Here is a 16299-nt window from a genome sequence, read left to right as displayed (position 1 = left end):
CAGAGACGGGAGCACCAGGTGGCAAGCGAGCTTCAATCCATCGCGCTGAAGACGATCGACGGCCAGGACAGCAGCCTCGGCGCCTATGCCGGCAAGGTGCTGCTGATCGTCAATACCGCCTCCAAGTGCGGCCTGACCCCGCAATACGAGGGGCTGGAGGCGCTCTATTCCAAGTACAAGGACAAGGGCCTTGTCGTGCTCGGCTTCCCCGCCAACAACTTCGCAGGGCAGGAGCCCGGCTCCGATGCCGAGATCCAGGAGTTCTGCACCACCAAGTTCTCGGTCGATTTTCCCCTGTTTTCCAAGATCTCGGTCGCCGGCAGCGACAAGCATCCGCTCTATGCGGCGCTGACCGCCGCCCAGCCCAAGGCCGAGGGGACGGACACCTTCCGCGAGCGGCTCAAGGGCTATGGCATGACGCCGAACGCGGAGCCGGAAGTGCTGTGGAACTTCGAGAAGTTCCTGGTGGGCAAGGATGGCAAGGTGATCGGCCGCTTCTCACCCGACATGGGCCCCACCGACGAACGCCTGGTCGGCGCGATCGAGGGGGCGCTGGCCGCCTGATCCGCGATGGGGCGGCGCCGGTCGCGCGCCGCCCGCCCTGCGCCATCGCCACGCCGTGACGCCTGCCCGCATGCTGGCCTGGGCGGCCCTTGCCGGGCTGCTCCTTGCGGTGCTTGTCGTCCTCAAGGGGCTGCATGGCGTGAATGGCGATGCCGCCATGTTCCTGGTCATGGCCCAGCGCCTGGCCGATGGCGGTCGCCTCTATGTCGACGTGGTGGAGTTCAATCCGCCGCCGGTCTACTGGCTGGCCGAAGCGGTCGTGCACCTGTCGCGCGCCCTGGGGCTGCCCGCGTCCACCGTCTTCGACGGCGTGGTCGCCACGTTGGCGCTCGGCTCGGCGGCACTGGTGGCATGGCTGCAGCCGGCCCGGCCCGGACTGGCGCTGCTGGTCCTTGTCCTGCTGGGGCCGCTTGCCGTACGCCATTTCGGCCAGCGCGAGCACCTGCTGATGATCGCCATCCTGCCGCTGCTGGTGCTGTGCCTGCCCGGCGCGCGCGCGGGTCGCGCCCCGGCCCTGGCACTGGGCGTGCTGGCGGGACTGGGCGTCGCGCTGAAGCCCTATTTCCTGCTGCTGCCGCTGCTCCTGGGGATGGAGGCCGCCCTGCGCGGCGCCTGGCGGCGGACCGATCTGCGCTGGGCCGCCTGTGGCCTGGCCGGAACGGTTGCGGCCGTCGCGGCGTCGGTGCCGCTGTTCTACCCCGAGTACCTGGCGACCATCGTCCCCTTTGCCCTCGCCGTCTATGTCGCCGATTGGGGACGCCCGCTCTGGCTGGCGCTGCGGCCCTGGCTGGCGGGGCTGGTGCTGCTGCAGGCACTGGCGGCGCTGCCGCTGGGGCGCCACGGCCCGGCCAGGGCCGCCCTGGGCCCGCTGCTGGCGGTGGCGCTGGGCGCCGCGCTGTCGGCGATCCTCCAGGCGCGTGGCTTCGACTACCACCTCTATCCGCTGGCGGTGGCGGGCGTCCTGCTCGGCCTTGCCGCATGGCGCCAGGCCCACGCGCCCGGCATCGCGCAGGCACCCCGGCTGGCGACGCTGGCGGGCGCTGTCCTGCTGGTGCTCGCCTGTGGCCAGCAGCTTGTGGGCCAGTCCCTCCGCCCCTACCCGTCGCGGGCCGAGGCGGTGGCGCTGGAAGCGGCGATCGCGGGCGAGATCGCGGCCCATGCCTGGCGGGGCCCCATCCGCATCGGCGCGCTGACCGTTTTCGCCCCGGTCTTCACCGTGGCCGCTGACCTCGACCTGCGCTGGTCGGGGCGGCACATGTCGCTATGGCCGATGTTCGCCCGCTACCAGCGGGGGCAACGCCCCACCGCCGACGACGCCATCCTGAACCAGGTCGTAGCGGACCTGGATGCCGCCCGCCCCGAACTGATCCTGGTGGAGCGGTCCTGGCCAGGGGGGCCCATTGTCGACTATCTGTCGGACATGGCCATCATCCCTGGATTGCCCGGCCTTCTGGCCCGCTATGCGGTCGCCCGCGACGTCGGGCGCTTCCGCCTGATGGCGCGCTGCGCGGGCCCCTGCCCCATGGCGGACGGGGCACCCTGATGCCCCCGGTCGAGCTGGGCACGTCCGAGCTGGCGGGACCGCAACTGGCCCTGGCCATGCGCCTGGCCGTGGCCCTGGCGATCGGCCTCCTGGTCGGGCTGGAACGGGGCTGGCAGGCGCGTGCGGACCAGGACGGGGACCGCGCGGCGGGCCTGCGCACCTTTGCCCTGTCGGGCCTGCTCGGCGGCGTGCTGGGCGCGCTGGTGCCGGCTGCCGGCGCGCTGCCCCTGGCCGCCGGCTTCCTGGCCTTTGCCGCGGTGTTCACCGCGTTCCACTGGCTGGAGGCGCGGGCCGAGAAGGACTTCAGCGCGACCGGCGTGGTTGCGGGCCTGCTCACCTTTGCCCTGGGGGCGCTGGCGGTGCTGGGCGACACCCGCATCGCCATCGGCGCCACTGTCGCGATGGTGCTGCTTCTGGGCCTGAAGCGGCCGCTCCATGCCTGGCTGCGCCGGCTGAGCTGGGAGGAAGTGCGTGCCGTCCTGATCCTGCTGGCGATGACCTTCCTGCTGCTGCCCGTGCTGCCCAACCGCCCGATCGACCCGTGGCAGGCGATCAACCCGTCCGAGATCTGGCTGCTGGCGATCATCATCGCCGGCCTGTCCTTCGTGGGCTATGTCGCGGTGCGGGTGATCGGGCAGCAGGCGGGCATCCCCCTTGTGGCGCTGGCGGGGGGTCTGTCCTCCTCGACCGCCGTCACGGTGACGCTCTCGCGACTCTCGCGGGAAGCGCCTGCGGGCAGCGGCGTCCTGGCGGGTGGCGTGCTGCTGGCAGGCGCGGTGATGGTCGGCCGCGTCTACCTGCTGGCGGGGGCGCTCAACGCGGCGCTGTTCGGCGCGCTGCTCTGGCCGGTCGTCGCCACGGGCGCCGTGCTGCTGCTGGCGGCGCTGGTCCTGATCGCCCGCGCCAGCGGTCGCGACGGGCCGGCGCTGAACCTGACCAATCCGCTGAACCTGGGCATGGCGCTGAAGCTGGCGCTGTTCATCGCGGCGATCATGCTGCTGTCGCGCATCGTGACGGAGCTGTTCGGCGATGCCGGACTCTATGCCCTGGTCCTGCTCTCAGGCATCGCCGATGCCGACACGCTGACCCTGTCGCTGGCCCGGCAGGGCACGCTGCCGCTGGCGACGCTGGCGACCGCCATCGCCCTGGGCGTCGCCTCCAACTCGCTGGCCAAGGCGGTGATGACCTGCGTGCTGGGCACCCCGGCCCTGGGCCTGCGCGTGGGCGTCGCCAGCCTTGCCGCGGTGGCTGCCGGCGGCGGCGCCCTCTGGCTTGGCTAGAGCGCCAGCTTCAGCGCCGCCCCGTGGTGGCGCAGGTGGCTCTCGATGAATGTCGCGATGAAGTAGTACGAGTGGTCATAGCCCTCGTGCCGGCGCAGCGTCAGCGGCTGCCCGGTCGCGGCGCAGGCCTCCTCCAGCAGATGCGGCTTCAGCTGGCTTTCCAGGAAGCCATCGGCCAGGCCCTGGTCGACCAGGATGCGCGGGCAGCGCGCGCCATCCAGGATCAGGGCGCAGGCGTCATAATTGCGCCAGGCCGTGCGATCGGGGCCGAGGTAGCGACCCAGCGCCTTCTCCCCCCAGGGGCAGTTGGATGGTGCCACGATGGGCGCAAAGGCCGAGACGGTGCGATAGCGCCCCGGATTGCGCAGCGCGATCGTCAGCGCGCCATGCCCGCCCATCGAATGGCCCATGATGCCCTGCCGCTCCAGGTCGATCGGCAGCACGCCCGCCGCCACCGCCGGCAGCTCCGTTTCGATGTACGAGCGCATGCGGTAGTGGGTCGCCCAGGGGGCCTGCGTCGCGTCGACGTAGAAGCCCGCACCCAGGCCGAAATCCCAGGCGCCATCGGGATCGCCCGGCACGCCCTCACCCCGTGGGCTGGTGTCGGGCGCCACCAGGATGACGCCCAACTCGGCCGCCACGCGCTGGGCGCCCGCCTTGGTGGTGAAGTTCTCCTCCGTGCAGGTCAGGCCCGCCAGGAACCACACGACGGGCAGCTGGCGCTGCCCAGGCATGTCCGGCACGAACGCGGCGAAGCGCATCGGCGTGCCGGTCTGGGCGGAGGTGTGGCGGAACACATACTGCGTGCCCCCGAACATGCGGGCACGGGACACGGTCTCAGGCGTGGCGGGCGAAGCGCTCATGGTCAGAACGTCACCACCGAGCGGATCGACTTCCCCTCATGCATCAGGTCGAAGGCGGTGTTGATCTCGTCCAGCGGCATGACATGGGTGATCAGGTCGTCGATGTTGATCTTCCCCTCCATGTACCAGTCGACGATTCTGGGCACGTCCGTCCGGCCGCGCGCACCGCCGAAGGCCGTGCCCTTCCACACCCGGCCGGTGACCAGCTGGAAGGGCCGCGTGGCGATCTCCTTCCCCGCCTCGGCCACGCCGATGATGATGCTCTCGCCCCAGCCGCGGTGGCAGCATTCCAGCGCCTGCCGCATCACGTTGGTGTTGCCGGTCGCATCGAACGAGAAGTCGGCCCCGCCGCCAGTGATATCGACGATCGCCTGCACGACCTTGTCGTTGCCGACCTCGGTCGGGTTGACGAAATGGGTCATGCCGAACTTCTCGGCCATGGCGCGCTTCGACGGGTTGATGTCGACGCCGATGATCTTGTCGGCCCCTACCATGCGGGCGCCCTGGATCACGTTGAGGCCGATGCCGCCCAGGCCAAATACGACGACGTTGGCGCCGGGCCAGACCTTGGCCGTGTAGATCACGGCGCCGATGCCCGTGGTCACGCCACAGCCGATGTAGCAGATCTTGTCGAAGGGGGCGTCCTCGCGAACCTTGGCCACCGCAATCTCGGGCAGGACCGTGAAGTTCGAGAAGGTGGAGCAGCCCATGTAGTGAAAGACCGTCGAGTCGGAGCAGGAGAACCGGCTGGTCCCGTCGGGCATCACGCCCTGCCCCTGCGTCGAGCGGATCGAGGTGCAGAGGTTCGAACGCTGCGACAGGCAGGTCTTGCACTGCCGGCACTCGGGCGTATAGAGCGGGATCACATGGTCGCCTGGCTTCACGCTGGTCACGCCGGCGCCCACCTCGCGCACGATGCCCGCCCCTTCGTGGCCCAGGATTGCCGGGAACTTCCCTTCCGAATCAAGGCCCGACAGCGTGTAGGCGTCGGTATGGCAGACACCGGTCGCCATCACCTCGACCAGGACCTCGCCCGCCTTCGGCCCGTCCAGCGTGATCGTCTCGATGGTCAGGGGCTTTTTCGCCTCCCAGGCAACGGCGGCACGGCTTTTGATCATCGTGATGCTCCAGCGCTCGGTCTGTACCGCTGCGATCGGCACGCGGTCGCGGCTGCCAACCGCTTAGCCCATCGCCCGGCGGCTGGGAAGCGCAAGCGGGCGCCCGCCGGGGCAGTTTGAACGGATTGTGACCGGCATCCGCTCCGTCAACCTCAGGCCAGCCGGATAACGGCGTTCAATCGGCGGGCGACGGGGGGCGGTGGCGCTGCTAGGCTGCGCACCAACAGTGCCGGGCGGTCCCCCGAAGCGCTGATGCTACGGAGGAACTCGATGTCCGAAGGGACCCTGCCGCTTGCCGCCCGTGCCGCACCTGCGGGCGACGACGTCCGCATTACCTGGTCGCAGCGCTATGTGCTGATCGTGCTGATGCTGGTCTATACGGTCAGCTATATCGACCGGCAGATCCTTTCGATCCTGCTCCAGCCGATCAAGGAGGACCTGGGCCTCAGCGATACCAGCCTAGGATTCCTGTCGGGCATCACCTTCGCCCTGTTCTATGCGGGCCTGGGCGTACCCATCGCCATGCTGTCCGACCGCTTCAACCGGCGGAACATCATCGCGGTCTCCCTCGCCCTGTTCTCGGGCATGACCGCGGTCTGCGGCCTGGCCCAGAACTTCTGGCAGCTGGCCCTGGCGCGCGTCGGCGTCGGCGTCGGCGAAGCTGGCACGGGCCCCGCCTCGCACTCCATGATCGCCGACATGTTCCCGCCGCAGAAACGCGCGGCGGCCATGGGCTTCTATTCGGTCGGCATCAACCTCGGCATCCTGATCGGCTTCCTGGCCGGAGGCTGGCTGAGCCAGGAATATGGCTGGCGCACGGCCTTCATGGTGGTGGGCCTGCCCGGACTGTTCCTGGCGGTCCTGGTCTTCCTGACGGTGCGCGAACCGGTGCGCGGCCAGGCCGACAGGCTGGAAGCCCAGGCCAAGGAGGCGGCGCCCAAGATGCGCCAGGTCTTCGGCTATCTGTGGCAGCAGCGCTCGTTCCGGCACCTGGCCTTTGGCAGTTCGCTGGCGGCCTTTGCCGGCTATGGCGGCGTCACCTGGATCCCGGCCTTTCTCTCGCGCTCGTTCCAGATGACCCAGGGCGACATCGGCGAGGCGCTCGCCCTCATCATTGGCATTGTCGGCGGCCTTGGCACCTTCCTGACCGGCTGGGTTGCCGACCGCATGGCCGGGCGCGACATCCGCTGGTACCTGTGGACGATCGCCGCAACGTCGGCCGGCTGCTTCCCCTTCGGCGTCGCCATGTATCTGGCCGACAACCAGACCCTGGCGCTGATCCTGTTCTGCGGGCCGGCCTTTTCCGGCGCCGCCTATGTCGCATCCGCCTTTGCGATCACGCAGGCTCTGTCGGCCTTGCGCATGCGGGCGGCGGCATCGGCCATCTACCTGCTGATCATCAACATGATCGGCATGGGCCTGGGACCGCAGACGACCGGCATCCTCAGCGATCTGTACGAGCCGACCTATGGCCAGGAATCGCTGCGCTACGCCCTGCTGACGATCATGGTCATGTGGCCCTGGGCGGCGCTGCACTTCTACCTGGGCGCCCGCACGCTCGAGGCCGACATCGACCGCGCCCGCGCCGCCAACGGGTAGCACCCGACAGGACCCAAAGAGCCCTCCCCCGTCCGTTGGATGGGGGAGGGATCCTGTCGGCGCTACCCGCCCTAGGGCAGGATGCGGACCTTGGGCTCGCGGTCGAAGAAGCGGGTGCTGGCAGCCTTGATGAAGGCGGCATTGCCGTTGCCGTTCAGCGCCACAACACCCTCGTCCGGCTCGACCCCTGCCTTGTCCAGCAGCGGCTTGGCATCGGCCGTATGGCCGATCGCCTTCAGGTGGCCGAACGCGTCCATGCAGAACTGCACGGCCGCCGCCTCCTTCAGCAGCATGGCCGTCCCCTCGGCCGACAGCACGACGGCAATCGCGTCGACCGTCTGCGACGGCGTGCCGGCCAGTTGCCCGTCCGCCTTCTGCATCGTGCCGTCCGACAGCTTGGCACCGCCCACCTTGGGCGCGATCAGCATGGGCGTGGCGCCCGCCTTCTCGACCGCAGCCTTGACCTTGGCCAGGACCTTGGCGTCGGAGCCATCGGCATAGAGGATGCCGACCTTCCGACCCTCCAGCGTCGGCTTCATGTTCTTCTGGATGCTCAGCGCCGGACTGGGGTCCAGGTCGATCGGCTCCCGCGCCGCCGGGTTCTTCTTGGGCAGCGGCATGCCCAGGCCGTCGGCCACGCGCTGCGCCAGGTCCTCGTCCACATTCCGGAGGTTGCCCAGCATGCGCTGCGGGATATGCTCCAGCCCCACCTTCGACAGCTCGAAGGTGAAGGCGGCCGCCACGTGCGCCTGCTCGTTCGCGGTCAGGGAGCGATAGAACAGGCGCGCCTGGCTGTAATGGTCGGCGAACAGCTCGGGCCGCAGGCGCAGCTTGTCGCCCTGCTCGCCGTGCTCCGCGCGGCCGCGATGGCTGGTAAAGCCGGTCACCGGGCATTCGCGCGGGCCACCCTCCTCGCCCACCTGGGCCAGGCTGTTGGGCTCATAGTTGGCGCGCCCCTTCGGCACCAGCATCTGCATCTGCCCGTCCCGCTGGAAGTTCTGGAACGGACACTTGGGCGCATTGATCGGCAGCTGGTGGAAATTGGCCGTGCCCAGCCTGGACTTCTGCGTGTCCAGGTAGCTGAACAGCCGCCCCTGCAGCAGCGGATCGTTGCTGAAGTCGATGCCCGGCACGATGTTGGCCGGGCAATAGGCGACCTGCTCCGTCTCGGCAAAGAAATTGTCGACATTGCGGTCCAGGACCATGCGGCCGACCAGGCGCACGGGCACCAGTTCCTCCGGAATGATCTTGGTCGCGTCCAGCACGTCATAGGGCAGGCTGTCGGCGAATTCCTGGTCGAACGTCTGGATGCCCAGTTCCCATTCCGGGAAGTCGCCGGCGGCGATCGCCTCGAAAAGGTCGCGGCGGTGGAAGTCGTTGTCCGCCGCCTGCAGCTTCAGCGCCTCGTCCCACACCGTCGACTGCAGGCCGAGCTTCGGCTTCCAGTGGAACTTGACGAAGGTCGACACGCCCTCATCGTTGACGAAGCGGAACGTGTGCACGCCAAACCCTTCGATCGTGCGCAGCGAACGTGGGATGGTGCGGTCCGACATGGCCCACATCAGCATGTGAGTCGTCTCCGGCATCAGCGAGGCAAAGTCCCAGAACGTGTCATGCGCGCTGGCCGCCTGCGGATAGCCGCGATCGGCCTCCATCTTCACGGCGTGGACCAGGTCGGGAAACTTGATCGCGTCCTGGATGAAGAAGACGGGAATATTGTTGCCGACCAGGTCCCAGTTGCCCTGCTGGGTATAGAACTTGACGGCAAAGCCGCGTACGTCGCGCGGCGTATCGACGGACCCCGCGCCGCCCGCCACGGTCGAGAAGCGGACGAACACCGGCACCCGCTCGCCCGGCCGCTGGAACAGGTCGGCGGAGGTGATGTCGGACAGCGACTCGTACGGTTCGAAATAGCCATGCGCCGCGGTGCCGCGCGCATGGACGATCCGCTCCGGGATCCGCTCATGGTCGAAGTGGAAGATCTTCTCCCGCAGGACGAAGTCCTCGAGCAGGGTCGGCCCGCGCACACCCGACTTCAGGCTGTTCTGGTTGTCGGAAACCCGGATGCCCTGGTTGGTGGTCAGGTGCCCTTCGGGGCTGTGGGGCCCCTTTTCCGGGACCCGCTGGTGCGTCTCGCCGCCGTTCCCATGTTCGGTTTCGAACGCCCTATCCTTGCCGTCAGCCATGGCCGCCTCCGCTGGTTCCGCCTGATGGCGCCCCCAACAGGATTCCGGCGCGAAGGTTCACTCCAGTCTGGAATTTTTCCAAACTGCGAGGCGCTCGCAGGCTTGAGATGGCTGCGCTTCAGATCGAACGGTGCCTCCAACCTTCCGTTCATCCCAGCGAAAGCTCTTCGGGATGCACACATCTCCCCCTTGGGCTCCCGGTGAAATTCAGGCGCTAACTTTTACCCGCTCATCCCCGCGAAGGCGGGGATCCAGGGGCCGCCAGGACAGCGCCGGTGGCTCTGGATTCCCGCCTTCGCGGGAATGAGCGGTAGAGGAGAGGAGGCCGGTCGACTCACTCAAAGGGGACCAAGGGCTAAACCTCCACCGCGCGGTCGCTGAACCCCTGCGTGCCGAAGATCCGGCGATAGCGGGCGATCTCGTCCGGCCGGCCGGTCGCCTTGGACGGGTTGTCGGACAGCTTCACCGCCGGGCGGCCCGCCGCCTCGACCACCTTGCAGACGAGCGAGATCGGCTCCAGCCCTGCCCCGTCGAACGGGGCGCAGCCCCGGAAGTCGTTGGTCAGGTTGGTGCCCCAGCCAAAGGACAGGCGCACGCGGCCATCGAAATGGCGATAGGCCTGCTCGATCCCCGCGTCGTCCATGCCGTCGGAGAAGACCAGCAGCTTGGTCGCCGGGTCGACTCCCTTCTCCCGCCACCAGGCAATGATCTGCTCGCCGCCCTCGATCGGGGGCGCGCTGTCGGGGCGGAAGCCGGTCCACTCGGCCAGCCAGTCCGGCGCCCGCGCCAGGAACGCCGTGGTGCCGAACGCATCGGGCAGCGCCACCAGCAGGTTGCCGCGATAGTGCTCGCGCCATTCCTCCAGCACGCGATAGGGCGCGGCCGCCACGCCCGCGTCGTTCGGCGCCAGGGCCGCCAGGACCATGGGCAGTTCGTGGGCGTTGGTGCCGATCGCCTCCAGGTCGCCATCCATCGCCAGCAGCACGTTCGACGTGCCGGTGAAGCGCGCGCCCAGCCCCTCCTTCAGCGCCTCGACGCACCAGCGCTGCCACAGGAAGCCGTGCCGCCGGCGGGTGCCGAAGTCCGAAATGCGCAGGTCCGGCAGGCGACGCAGGCGTTCCACCTTGTCCCACAGCTTGGCCTTGGCCCGGGCATAGAGCACGTCGAGGGCGAAGCGCCCCTTGCCCCGGAACACGACGCGGGCGCGCAGCTCGTTGATGATGGCCAGGGCCGGGATCTCCCACATCGTGGTGTGGGACCAGGGGCCATGGAACAGCAGCTCGTACTGCCCGTCGACCTTGCGCAGCTCGTAGTCCGGCAGACGGAAATCGCGCAGCCAGGCGATGTAGTCGGGGCGGAAGATCTGCGTGGTGCCATAGAAGCTGTTGCCGGCCAGCCAGATCAGCTCCTTGTTCGTAAAGCGCAGCGTGCGCGCATGGTCCAGCTGCGCGCGCAGCTCGGCCTCGTCGATCACCTCGGCCAGGCGCACGCGGGCCGTCCGGTTGATCAGGCCGAATGTCACCGGCACGTCCCGATGCAGGCGCCAGATCATCTGCTGCATCAGCAGCTTGTAGAAATCGGTATCGAGCAGGCTGCGTACGATCGGGTCCAGCCGCCAATTGTGGTTGTGCACCCGCGTCGCGATGTCGGTCATGGTCATGATGGCGATCCGGCAGTCCAGCCCGTTGTATACTCATCATGAGTATAAGAACTCCAGGGGCCGCGCCAGTGCCAAGGTGGTGGCCGGTGATCCCCGTCACGGGCCGGTTGACCTGGACCGCCCCAGACCCGACCTTCGGATCAGGCCCGCCACCAGCGCGCGCCCCAGGATCGCCCATGACGCTGCCCTTCCCGTTCGACAATTCCTATGCGCGCCTGCCGGACCGGTTCTATGCCCGCATCGCGCCGACGCCGGTGGCCCAGCCCAGCCTGGTGCGCATCAATCGTCCGCTGGCGACAAGCCTGGGCCTGGATGCCGACTGGCTCGCCAGCGACGAAGGCGTCGCCGTCCTGTCGGGCAGCCAGGTGCCAGAGGGGGCGGAGCCGCTTGCCATGGCCTATGCCGGCCACCAGTTCGGCAATTTCGTGCCCCAGCTGGGCGACGGCCGCGCGGTGCTGCTGGGCGAGGTGGTCGACCGCCAGGGCATCCGCCGCGACATCCAGCTGAAGGGCTCCGGTCCCACCCCCTTCTCCCGCCGGGGCGACGGTCGCGCGGCCCTTGGCCCGGTCCTGCGCGAATACTTGGTGAGCGAGGCGATGGCGGCGCTTGGCATTCCGACCACGCGCATGCTGGCCGCGGTCATGACCGGCCAGCCGGTCTATCGCGAGGCGGAACTGCCCGGTGCCGTCCTGACGCGCGTCGCTTCCAGCCATATCCGGGTCGGCACCTTCCAGTTCTTCGCCGCTCGGGGCGACGCGGAGGGGGTGCGCCTGCTGGCGGAGCACGTCATCGCCCGCCACTACCCCCACGCGGCCCAGGCCGAGCACCCCATCCGCGCGATGCTGGAGGCGGTGATCGCCGCGCAGGCGCGGCTGGTCGCGCACTGGCTGCTGGTCGGCTTCATCCACGGCGTCATGAACACGGACAACATGTCGATTGCGGGCGAGACGATCGACTATGGCCCCTGCGCCTTCATGGACGCCTACAACCCGGCGACGGTGTTCTCGTCGATCGACCAGGGCGGCCGCTATGCCTATGGCAACCAGCCGCGCATCGCCCAGTGGAACCTTGCCCGCCTGGCCGAGACGCTGCTGCCCTTGCTGGACGAGGACGAGCCGACCGCGATAAAGCTGGCCGAGGAGAGCCTGAACACCTTCGTCCCGGCGTTCGAGTCTGCCTATCACGACGGCCTGCGCCGCAAGATCGGTCTCAGCGACGGCCAGCCCGGCGACCAGGACCTGGTCCGTGCCCTGCTGGCCGCGATGGTCGAGAACCAGGTAGACTTCACGCTCGCCTTCCGCCGCCTGGCCGACGCGGTCCAGGGCCCGGACCATGACGAGCCGGTGCGCGGCCTGTTCCTGGACCCGACCGCCTTCGACGCCTGGGCCGTCACCTGGCGCCAGCGGCTGGCCCAGGAACCCCAGAGCCGCCAAGCGATCCGCGCCGCCATGCGCGCCACCAACCCCGCCTATATCCCGCGCAACCACCGGGTGGAGGAAGCCCTGGCCGCGGCCGTGGAACACCGCGACTTCGCACCCTTCGAGGCGCTGCTGGCGGTCGTCCAGCACCCGTTCGACGACCAGCCCGACAACGCCCGCTATGCCGAGGCGCCCGACCCCGACTCCCGCGTCTACCAGACCTTCTGCGGCACCTAGGGATCGCAGGCTCGGTTTGCCGTCTCCAGTACCTTGACCACCTCATCCTGAGGTGCGGAGCGAAGCGTAGCCCCGAAGGTTGGGCCACCAGCACTGCCGGCCCATCCTTCGAGACGCGTCTTCGACGCTCCTCAGGATGAGGGTGGCCCTTTCAAATGCAGGTCCTACACCGCCGTCCCGACCAGGGCACCGATGGCGGAGGTTGCGGCCATGGCGATGGCGCCCCAGAAGGTGACCCGCAGCATGGCGATACCGACCGGTGCCCCGCCCGCCCGCGCGGCCAGCGCGCCAAGGCCGGCCAGGAACGGCAGGGCAGAGGCCGCGACGACCGCCTGCATCCAGGCGGCGGGGCTGGCCGCCACCGCCAGCAAGGGCAGCGCCGCCCCCACCGCGAACGAAGCGGCCGAGGCGGCGGCAGCCTGCAAGGGCCGGGCCTGGCTGTGCAGTGTGATGCCCAGTTCGTCCAGGGCATGGGCGCCCAGCGCATCCTTGGCCATCAGCTGGTCCGCGACCTGGAGTGCCAGTTCAGGGGTCAGGCCGCGCGCCCGATAGATGCCGGCCAGTTCCAGCCGCTCGTGCGCATGGTCGTCGCGCAGTTCGCGCTTCTCCCGCGCGATGTCGGCCGCTTCCGAATCCGCCTGCGAACTGACCGACACGTACTCGCCCGCCGCCATCGACAGGGCGCCCGCAACCAGCCCGGCCACCCCCGCCACCAGCACGTCGCCCGGCGCCGGACCCGCCGCCGCCACACCCAGCACCAGGCTGGCGGTCGAAACGATGCCGTCATTGGCGCCCAGCACGGCGGCACGCAGCCAGCCCATGCGGGTGATGTAATGGCTCTCGCGGTGCGTGCGACGGCGTGTGGGCATGTCAGATCCTGGCCACGCAAGAGATCCCGCTCAACCCCGCGAAGGCGGGGATCCAGGGCTGCAGGCGCAGCGCTGGTCGCTCTGGGTCCCCACCTTCGCGGGGGCGAGCGGGGAGATAAAGGCATCAAGCGATCATGATCGCCCTGATGTCGTTGACATTGGTCAGCGTCGGTCCGGTCCGCACAAGATCGCCCAGGACGTCGAACACCGCATAGCTGTCATGGCCGCGCAGGGCCCGCCGGGGCTCCAGCCCGGCCGCCGCCGCGCGGGCCAGGGTGTCCGGCGTGACCAGGGCGCCGGCCGCATCCTCGGTCCCGTCGATGCCGTCGCTGTCGCCGGAAATGGCCCAGACCCCGGCCTCGCCCCCCAGGGCAACGGCCAGGGCCAGCAGGAACTCGGTATTGCGCCCACCGCGCCCCGCGCCCTCCGGCCCGATCGTGACCGTCGTCTCGCCACCCGACAGCAGCACGGCCGGTGCCGCCACCGGCTGGCCGTGGCGCCGGACCGAGCGGGCAATGCCGGCCATCAGGGTGCCCGCCTCGCGCGCCTCGCCCTCCAGCGCGTCGCCCAGGATCAACGGCGTCAGGCCCAGCGCCCGCGCTGCGTCGGCCGCCGCCGCCAGCGACTGCGCCGGCGCCGCCACGATATGCACGTCCTCGTCCAGGCTGCCGGGCTTGGGCGTTTCCTGGCCAGCCGCCGCCACGTCGGCTGCAGCGGCTGGCAGGACGATGCCGCGCCGCTCCAGGATAGAGGCGACATCGGTCCAGGTCGTGGGGTCGGCGACGGTGGGACCGGAGCCGATCGCCGCCGGATCGTCGCCGGGCACGTCGCTGATCACCAGCGTCACCACCCGCGCCGGGGCCGCCGCCTGGGCCAGGCGACCGCCCTTGATCGCCGACAGGTGCTTGCGGACCGCGTTCATCTCGCCGATCGCGGCCCCGCTCGCCAGCAGGGCGCGATTGACGGCCTGCTTGTCGGCCAGGCTCAGGGGGGCGGCCGGTTGCACCATCAGCGCCGATGCCCCGCCGGAGATCAGCGCCACAACCAGGTCGTCCGGCCCCAGGCTCCGCACGGCGTCCAGGATGCGCCGCCCGGCCTCCAGGCTGCCCTGGTCCGGCACGGGATGCGCCGCCTCCAGGATCGTGACGCGGCCCGCCGGCACGGCATGGCCGTACCGCGTGACGACCACCCCGCCCAGGTCGACATCGGGCCAGGCCGCATCCAGCGCCGCCGCCATCACGGCCGACGCCTTGCCCGCCCCGACCACGACGCAGCGTCCCCTGGGCCTGGGCGGCAGGTGACGCCGCACCGCCGCCCCCGGCTCCGCCTGGGCCACGGCCGCATCGAAGATGCGGCGCAGGGCCGCCCGCGCCGCGGCGTCCGTCCAGGGGCCCGGGGCCGCTACCATCGCGTCAGACGATCTTGGCGTCGGTCTTGCCCCAATAGGCGTCGCGGATCAGGCGCTTGTACAGCTTGCCGGTCGCGTGGCGGGGCAGTTCCTCCATGAAGTCGATGCGCCGCGGCACCTTCACGTGGGACAGGTTGGCCCGGGCGAAGGTGGACAGTTCCTCCGCCAGTGCTGGACCCGTCTCGATCCCCGGTGCCGCCTGGATCACGGCCACGACCTTCTCCCCCATCTCGGGATCGGGCGCGCCCACCACGGCGACGTCCGCCACCTTGGGATGCGTGATCAGCAGGTTCTCGATTTCCTGCGGATAGATGTTCACGCCGCCGGAGATGATCATGAAGTTCTTGCGGTCGGTCAGGTACAGGTACCCGTCCTCGTCGACCCAGCCCACATCGCCCAGCGTCGACCAGCCGTGCTTGTTCCGCGCCTCTGCCGTCTTGCCCGGATCGTTGTGGTAGTCGATCTGCGGCCCGCCGGCGAAGTAGACGACACCTTCCTGGCGCGGGGGCAGCGGCTCGCCATCCTCGCCACAGATCTTCAGCTCGGAAATCGGGAACGCCTTCCCGACCGAGCCCTTGTGCGTCAGCCAGTCCTTGGAATCGATGGCGGTGAAGCCGAACCCCTCGGTGCCCGAGTAGTACTCATAGATGACCGGTCCCCACCACTCGATCATCTGCTCCTTGATCGGCACGGGGCACGGGGCGGCGGCGTGGATCGCGACGCGCAGGCTCGACAGATCGTACTTTCCGCGCACGTCCTCCGGCAGCTTCAGCAGGCGGACGAAATGCGTCGGCACCCATTGGGAGATCGTGATCCTGCGGTCCTGGATCGTCTTCAGCGCGAATTCGGGATCGAACTTCTCCAGCACCACGACCGTGCCGCCGAACTTCTGCACCGACATGCTCCAGTGCAGCGGGGCCGAATGGTACAGCGGCGCCGGGCAGAGATAGACGTCGTCCGCCTTGAAGCCATAGAGCAGGCTGGCCAGCGTGGTCAGCGTCGTGGGGGCGTCGATCGCGGGATCGGCCGGGAACGGTCGCTTCACCCCCTTGGGCCGGCCCGTCGTGCCCGAGGAATAGAGCATGTCGGCACCCGCGCTTTCGTCCGCGATGCGTGCCCTGGGCATGGCGTCGCGCGCCGTCTCATAGCTCTCGAAGGGCGGCGTCGCCGGATCGACCATCATCAGCGTGACGCCCGGCACCAGGGCCGGCAGCTCGGTCGCCGCCGCCCCAAGGGAGGCGCTGGTGATGACGATCCGGGCACCGCAATCCTTGATGATGTAGGCCGCCTCCCCCGCCGTCAGCTTGGACGAGATGCAGGTGAAGTAGAGGCCGGCCCGCTGTGCGGCCCAGACGATCTCGAAATAGCGGGGATGATTCTCCAGCATCACGGCGATCGCATCGCCGCGCTTCAGGCCGCGGGACCGGAACAGCTGGGCGCACTGGTTCGAGCGGTCCTCCAGCTCGGCATAGGTCACGGTCTCGCCGCTATAGGCCATGATGAAGGCCGGCTTGTCCGGCGTGCTGGCGGCGTGAACGTAAGGATGCATCGGCT

Annotated in this window: 12 protein-coding genes; 5 read left to right on the top strand and 7 right to left on the bottom strand. The window is 69.4% G+C overall.

What is annotated here, in order from left to right:
- Positions 1-18: 18 nt before the first annotated feature.
- From ACI6GS_RS15560 to ACI6GS_RS15550, 3 genes are read left to right on the top strand one after another with little or no spacing between them, the layout of a single operon-like run.
- Positions 19-564 carry a glutathione peroxidase gene (locus ACI6GS_RS15560; protein ID WP_439814365.1) on the top strand — a complete coding sequence of 182 codons (546 nt, stop codon included), beginning with the start codon at positions 19-21 and terminating at the stop codon, positions 562-564.
- Positions 565-619: 55 nt separating this feature from the next.
- Positions 620-2107, top strand: coding sequence for a hypothetical protein (locus tag ACI6GS_RS15555; RefSeq protein ID WP_439814364.1), 1488 nt, complete (start codon positions 620-622; stop codon positions 2105-2107).
- A complete protein-coding gene (locus tag ACI6GS_RS15550; protein ID WP_439814363.1) occupies positions 2107-3387 on the top strand; it encodes an MgtC/SapB family protein in 1281 nt (426 codons plus the stop codon). The genes ACI6GS_RS15555 and ACI6GS_RS15550 overlap by 1 nt, the downstream gene beginning before the upstream one ends.
- Here the strand turns inward: ACI6GS_RS15550 and fghA are convergent.
- Together fghA and ACI6GS_RS15540 are read right to left on the bottom strand one after the other, a co-directional pair.
- The gene (fghA, locus tag ACI6GS_RS15545) at positions 3384-4250 is read right to left on the bottom strand and encodes an S-formylglutathione hydrolase (RefSeq protein ID WP_439814362.1); all 867 of its coding nucleotides are present in this window, start codon (positions 4248-4250) and stop codon (positions 3384-3386) included. The genes ACI6GS_RS15550 and fghA overlap by 4 nt on opposite strands.
- A gap of 2 nt (positions 4251-4252) precedes the next feature.
- On the bottom strand, positions 4253-5365 hold the full coding sequence (locus ACI6GS_RS15540; protein WP_439817980.1) for an S-(hydroxymethyl)glutathione dehydrogenase/class III alcohol dehydrogenase: 1113 nt from the start codon (positions 5363-5365) through the stop codon (positions 4253-4255).
- 273 nt (positions 5366-5638) lie between these two features.
- Here ACI6GS_RS15540 and ACI6GS_RS15535 point away from each other — a divergent pair, with 273 nt between their 5' ends.
- Positions 5639-6967, top strand: coding sequence for a spinster family MFS transporter (locus ACI6GS_RS15535; protein WP_439814361.1), 1329 nt, complete (start codon positions 5639-5641; stop codon positions 6965-6967).
- Positions 6968-7038: 71 nt separating this feature from the next.
- Here ACI6GS_RS15535 and ACI6GS_RS15530 read toward each other — a convergent pair whose 3' ends face one another.
- Both ACI6GS_RS15530 and pncB read right to left on the bottom strand, forming a co-directional pair.
- Positions 7039-9153 carry a catalase gene (locus tag ACI6GS_RS15530; protein ID WP_439814360.1) on the bottom strand — a complete coding sequence of 705 codons (2115 nt, stop codon included), beginning with the start codon at positions 9151-9153 and terminating at the stop codon, positions 7039-7041.
- Between the two features lie 355 nt (positions 9154-9508).
- A complete protein-coding gene (gene pncB, locus ACI6GS_RS15525) occupies positions 9509-10813 on the bottom strand; it encodes a nicotinate phosphoribosyltransferase (protein WP_439814359.1) in 1305 nt (434 codons plus the stop codon).
- A gap of 176 nt (positions 10814-10989) precedes the next feature.
- Here pncB and ACI6GS_RS15520 point away from each other — a divergent pair, with 176 nt between their 5' ends.
- Positions 10990-12468, top strand: a complete 1479-nt coding sequence (locus ACI6GS_RS15520) for a protein adenylyltransferase SelO (protein WP_439814358.1) — start codon at positions 10990-10992, stop codon at positions 12466-12468.
- 164 nt (positions 12469-12632) lie between these two features.
- Here ACI6GS_RS15520 and ACI6GS_RS15515 read toward each other — a convergent pair whose 3' ends face one another.
- From ACI6GS_RS15515 to ACI6GS_RS15505, 3 genes are all read right to left on the bottom strand, one after another.
- Positions 12633-13337, bottom strand: coding sequence for a VIT1/CCC1 transporter family protein (locus ACI6GS_RS15515; protein WP_439814357.1), 705 nt, complete (start codon positions 13335-13337; stop codon positions 12633-12635).
- A gap of 124 nt (positions 13338-13461) precedes the next feature.
- Positions 13462-14745: a glycerate kinase type-2 family protein gene (locus ACI6GS_RS15510; RefSeq protein ID WP_439814356.1), complete on the bottom strand. Its 1284-nt coding sequence runs from the start codon at positions 14743-14745 to the stop codon at positions 13462-13464.
- A 4-nt stretch (positions 14746-14749) separates the two neighbouring features.
- Entirely contained in the window at positions 14750-16294 is a 1545-nt protein-coding gene (locus ACI6GS_RS15505; protein WP_439814355.1) for an acyl-CoA synthetase, read from the bottom strand.
- Positions 16295-16299: the final 5 nt, after the last annotated feature.

The organism is Zavarzinia sp. CC-PAN008 (genome assembly GCF_051903925.1).
Taxonomy (GTDB): domain Bacteria; phylum Pseudomonadota; class Alphaproteobacteria; order Zavarziniales; family Zavarziniaceae.
This window is presented reverse-complemented; position numbering and strand designations above follow the sequence as displayed.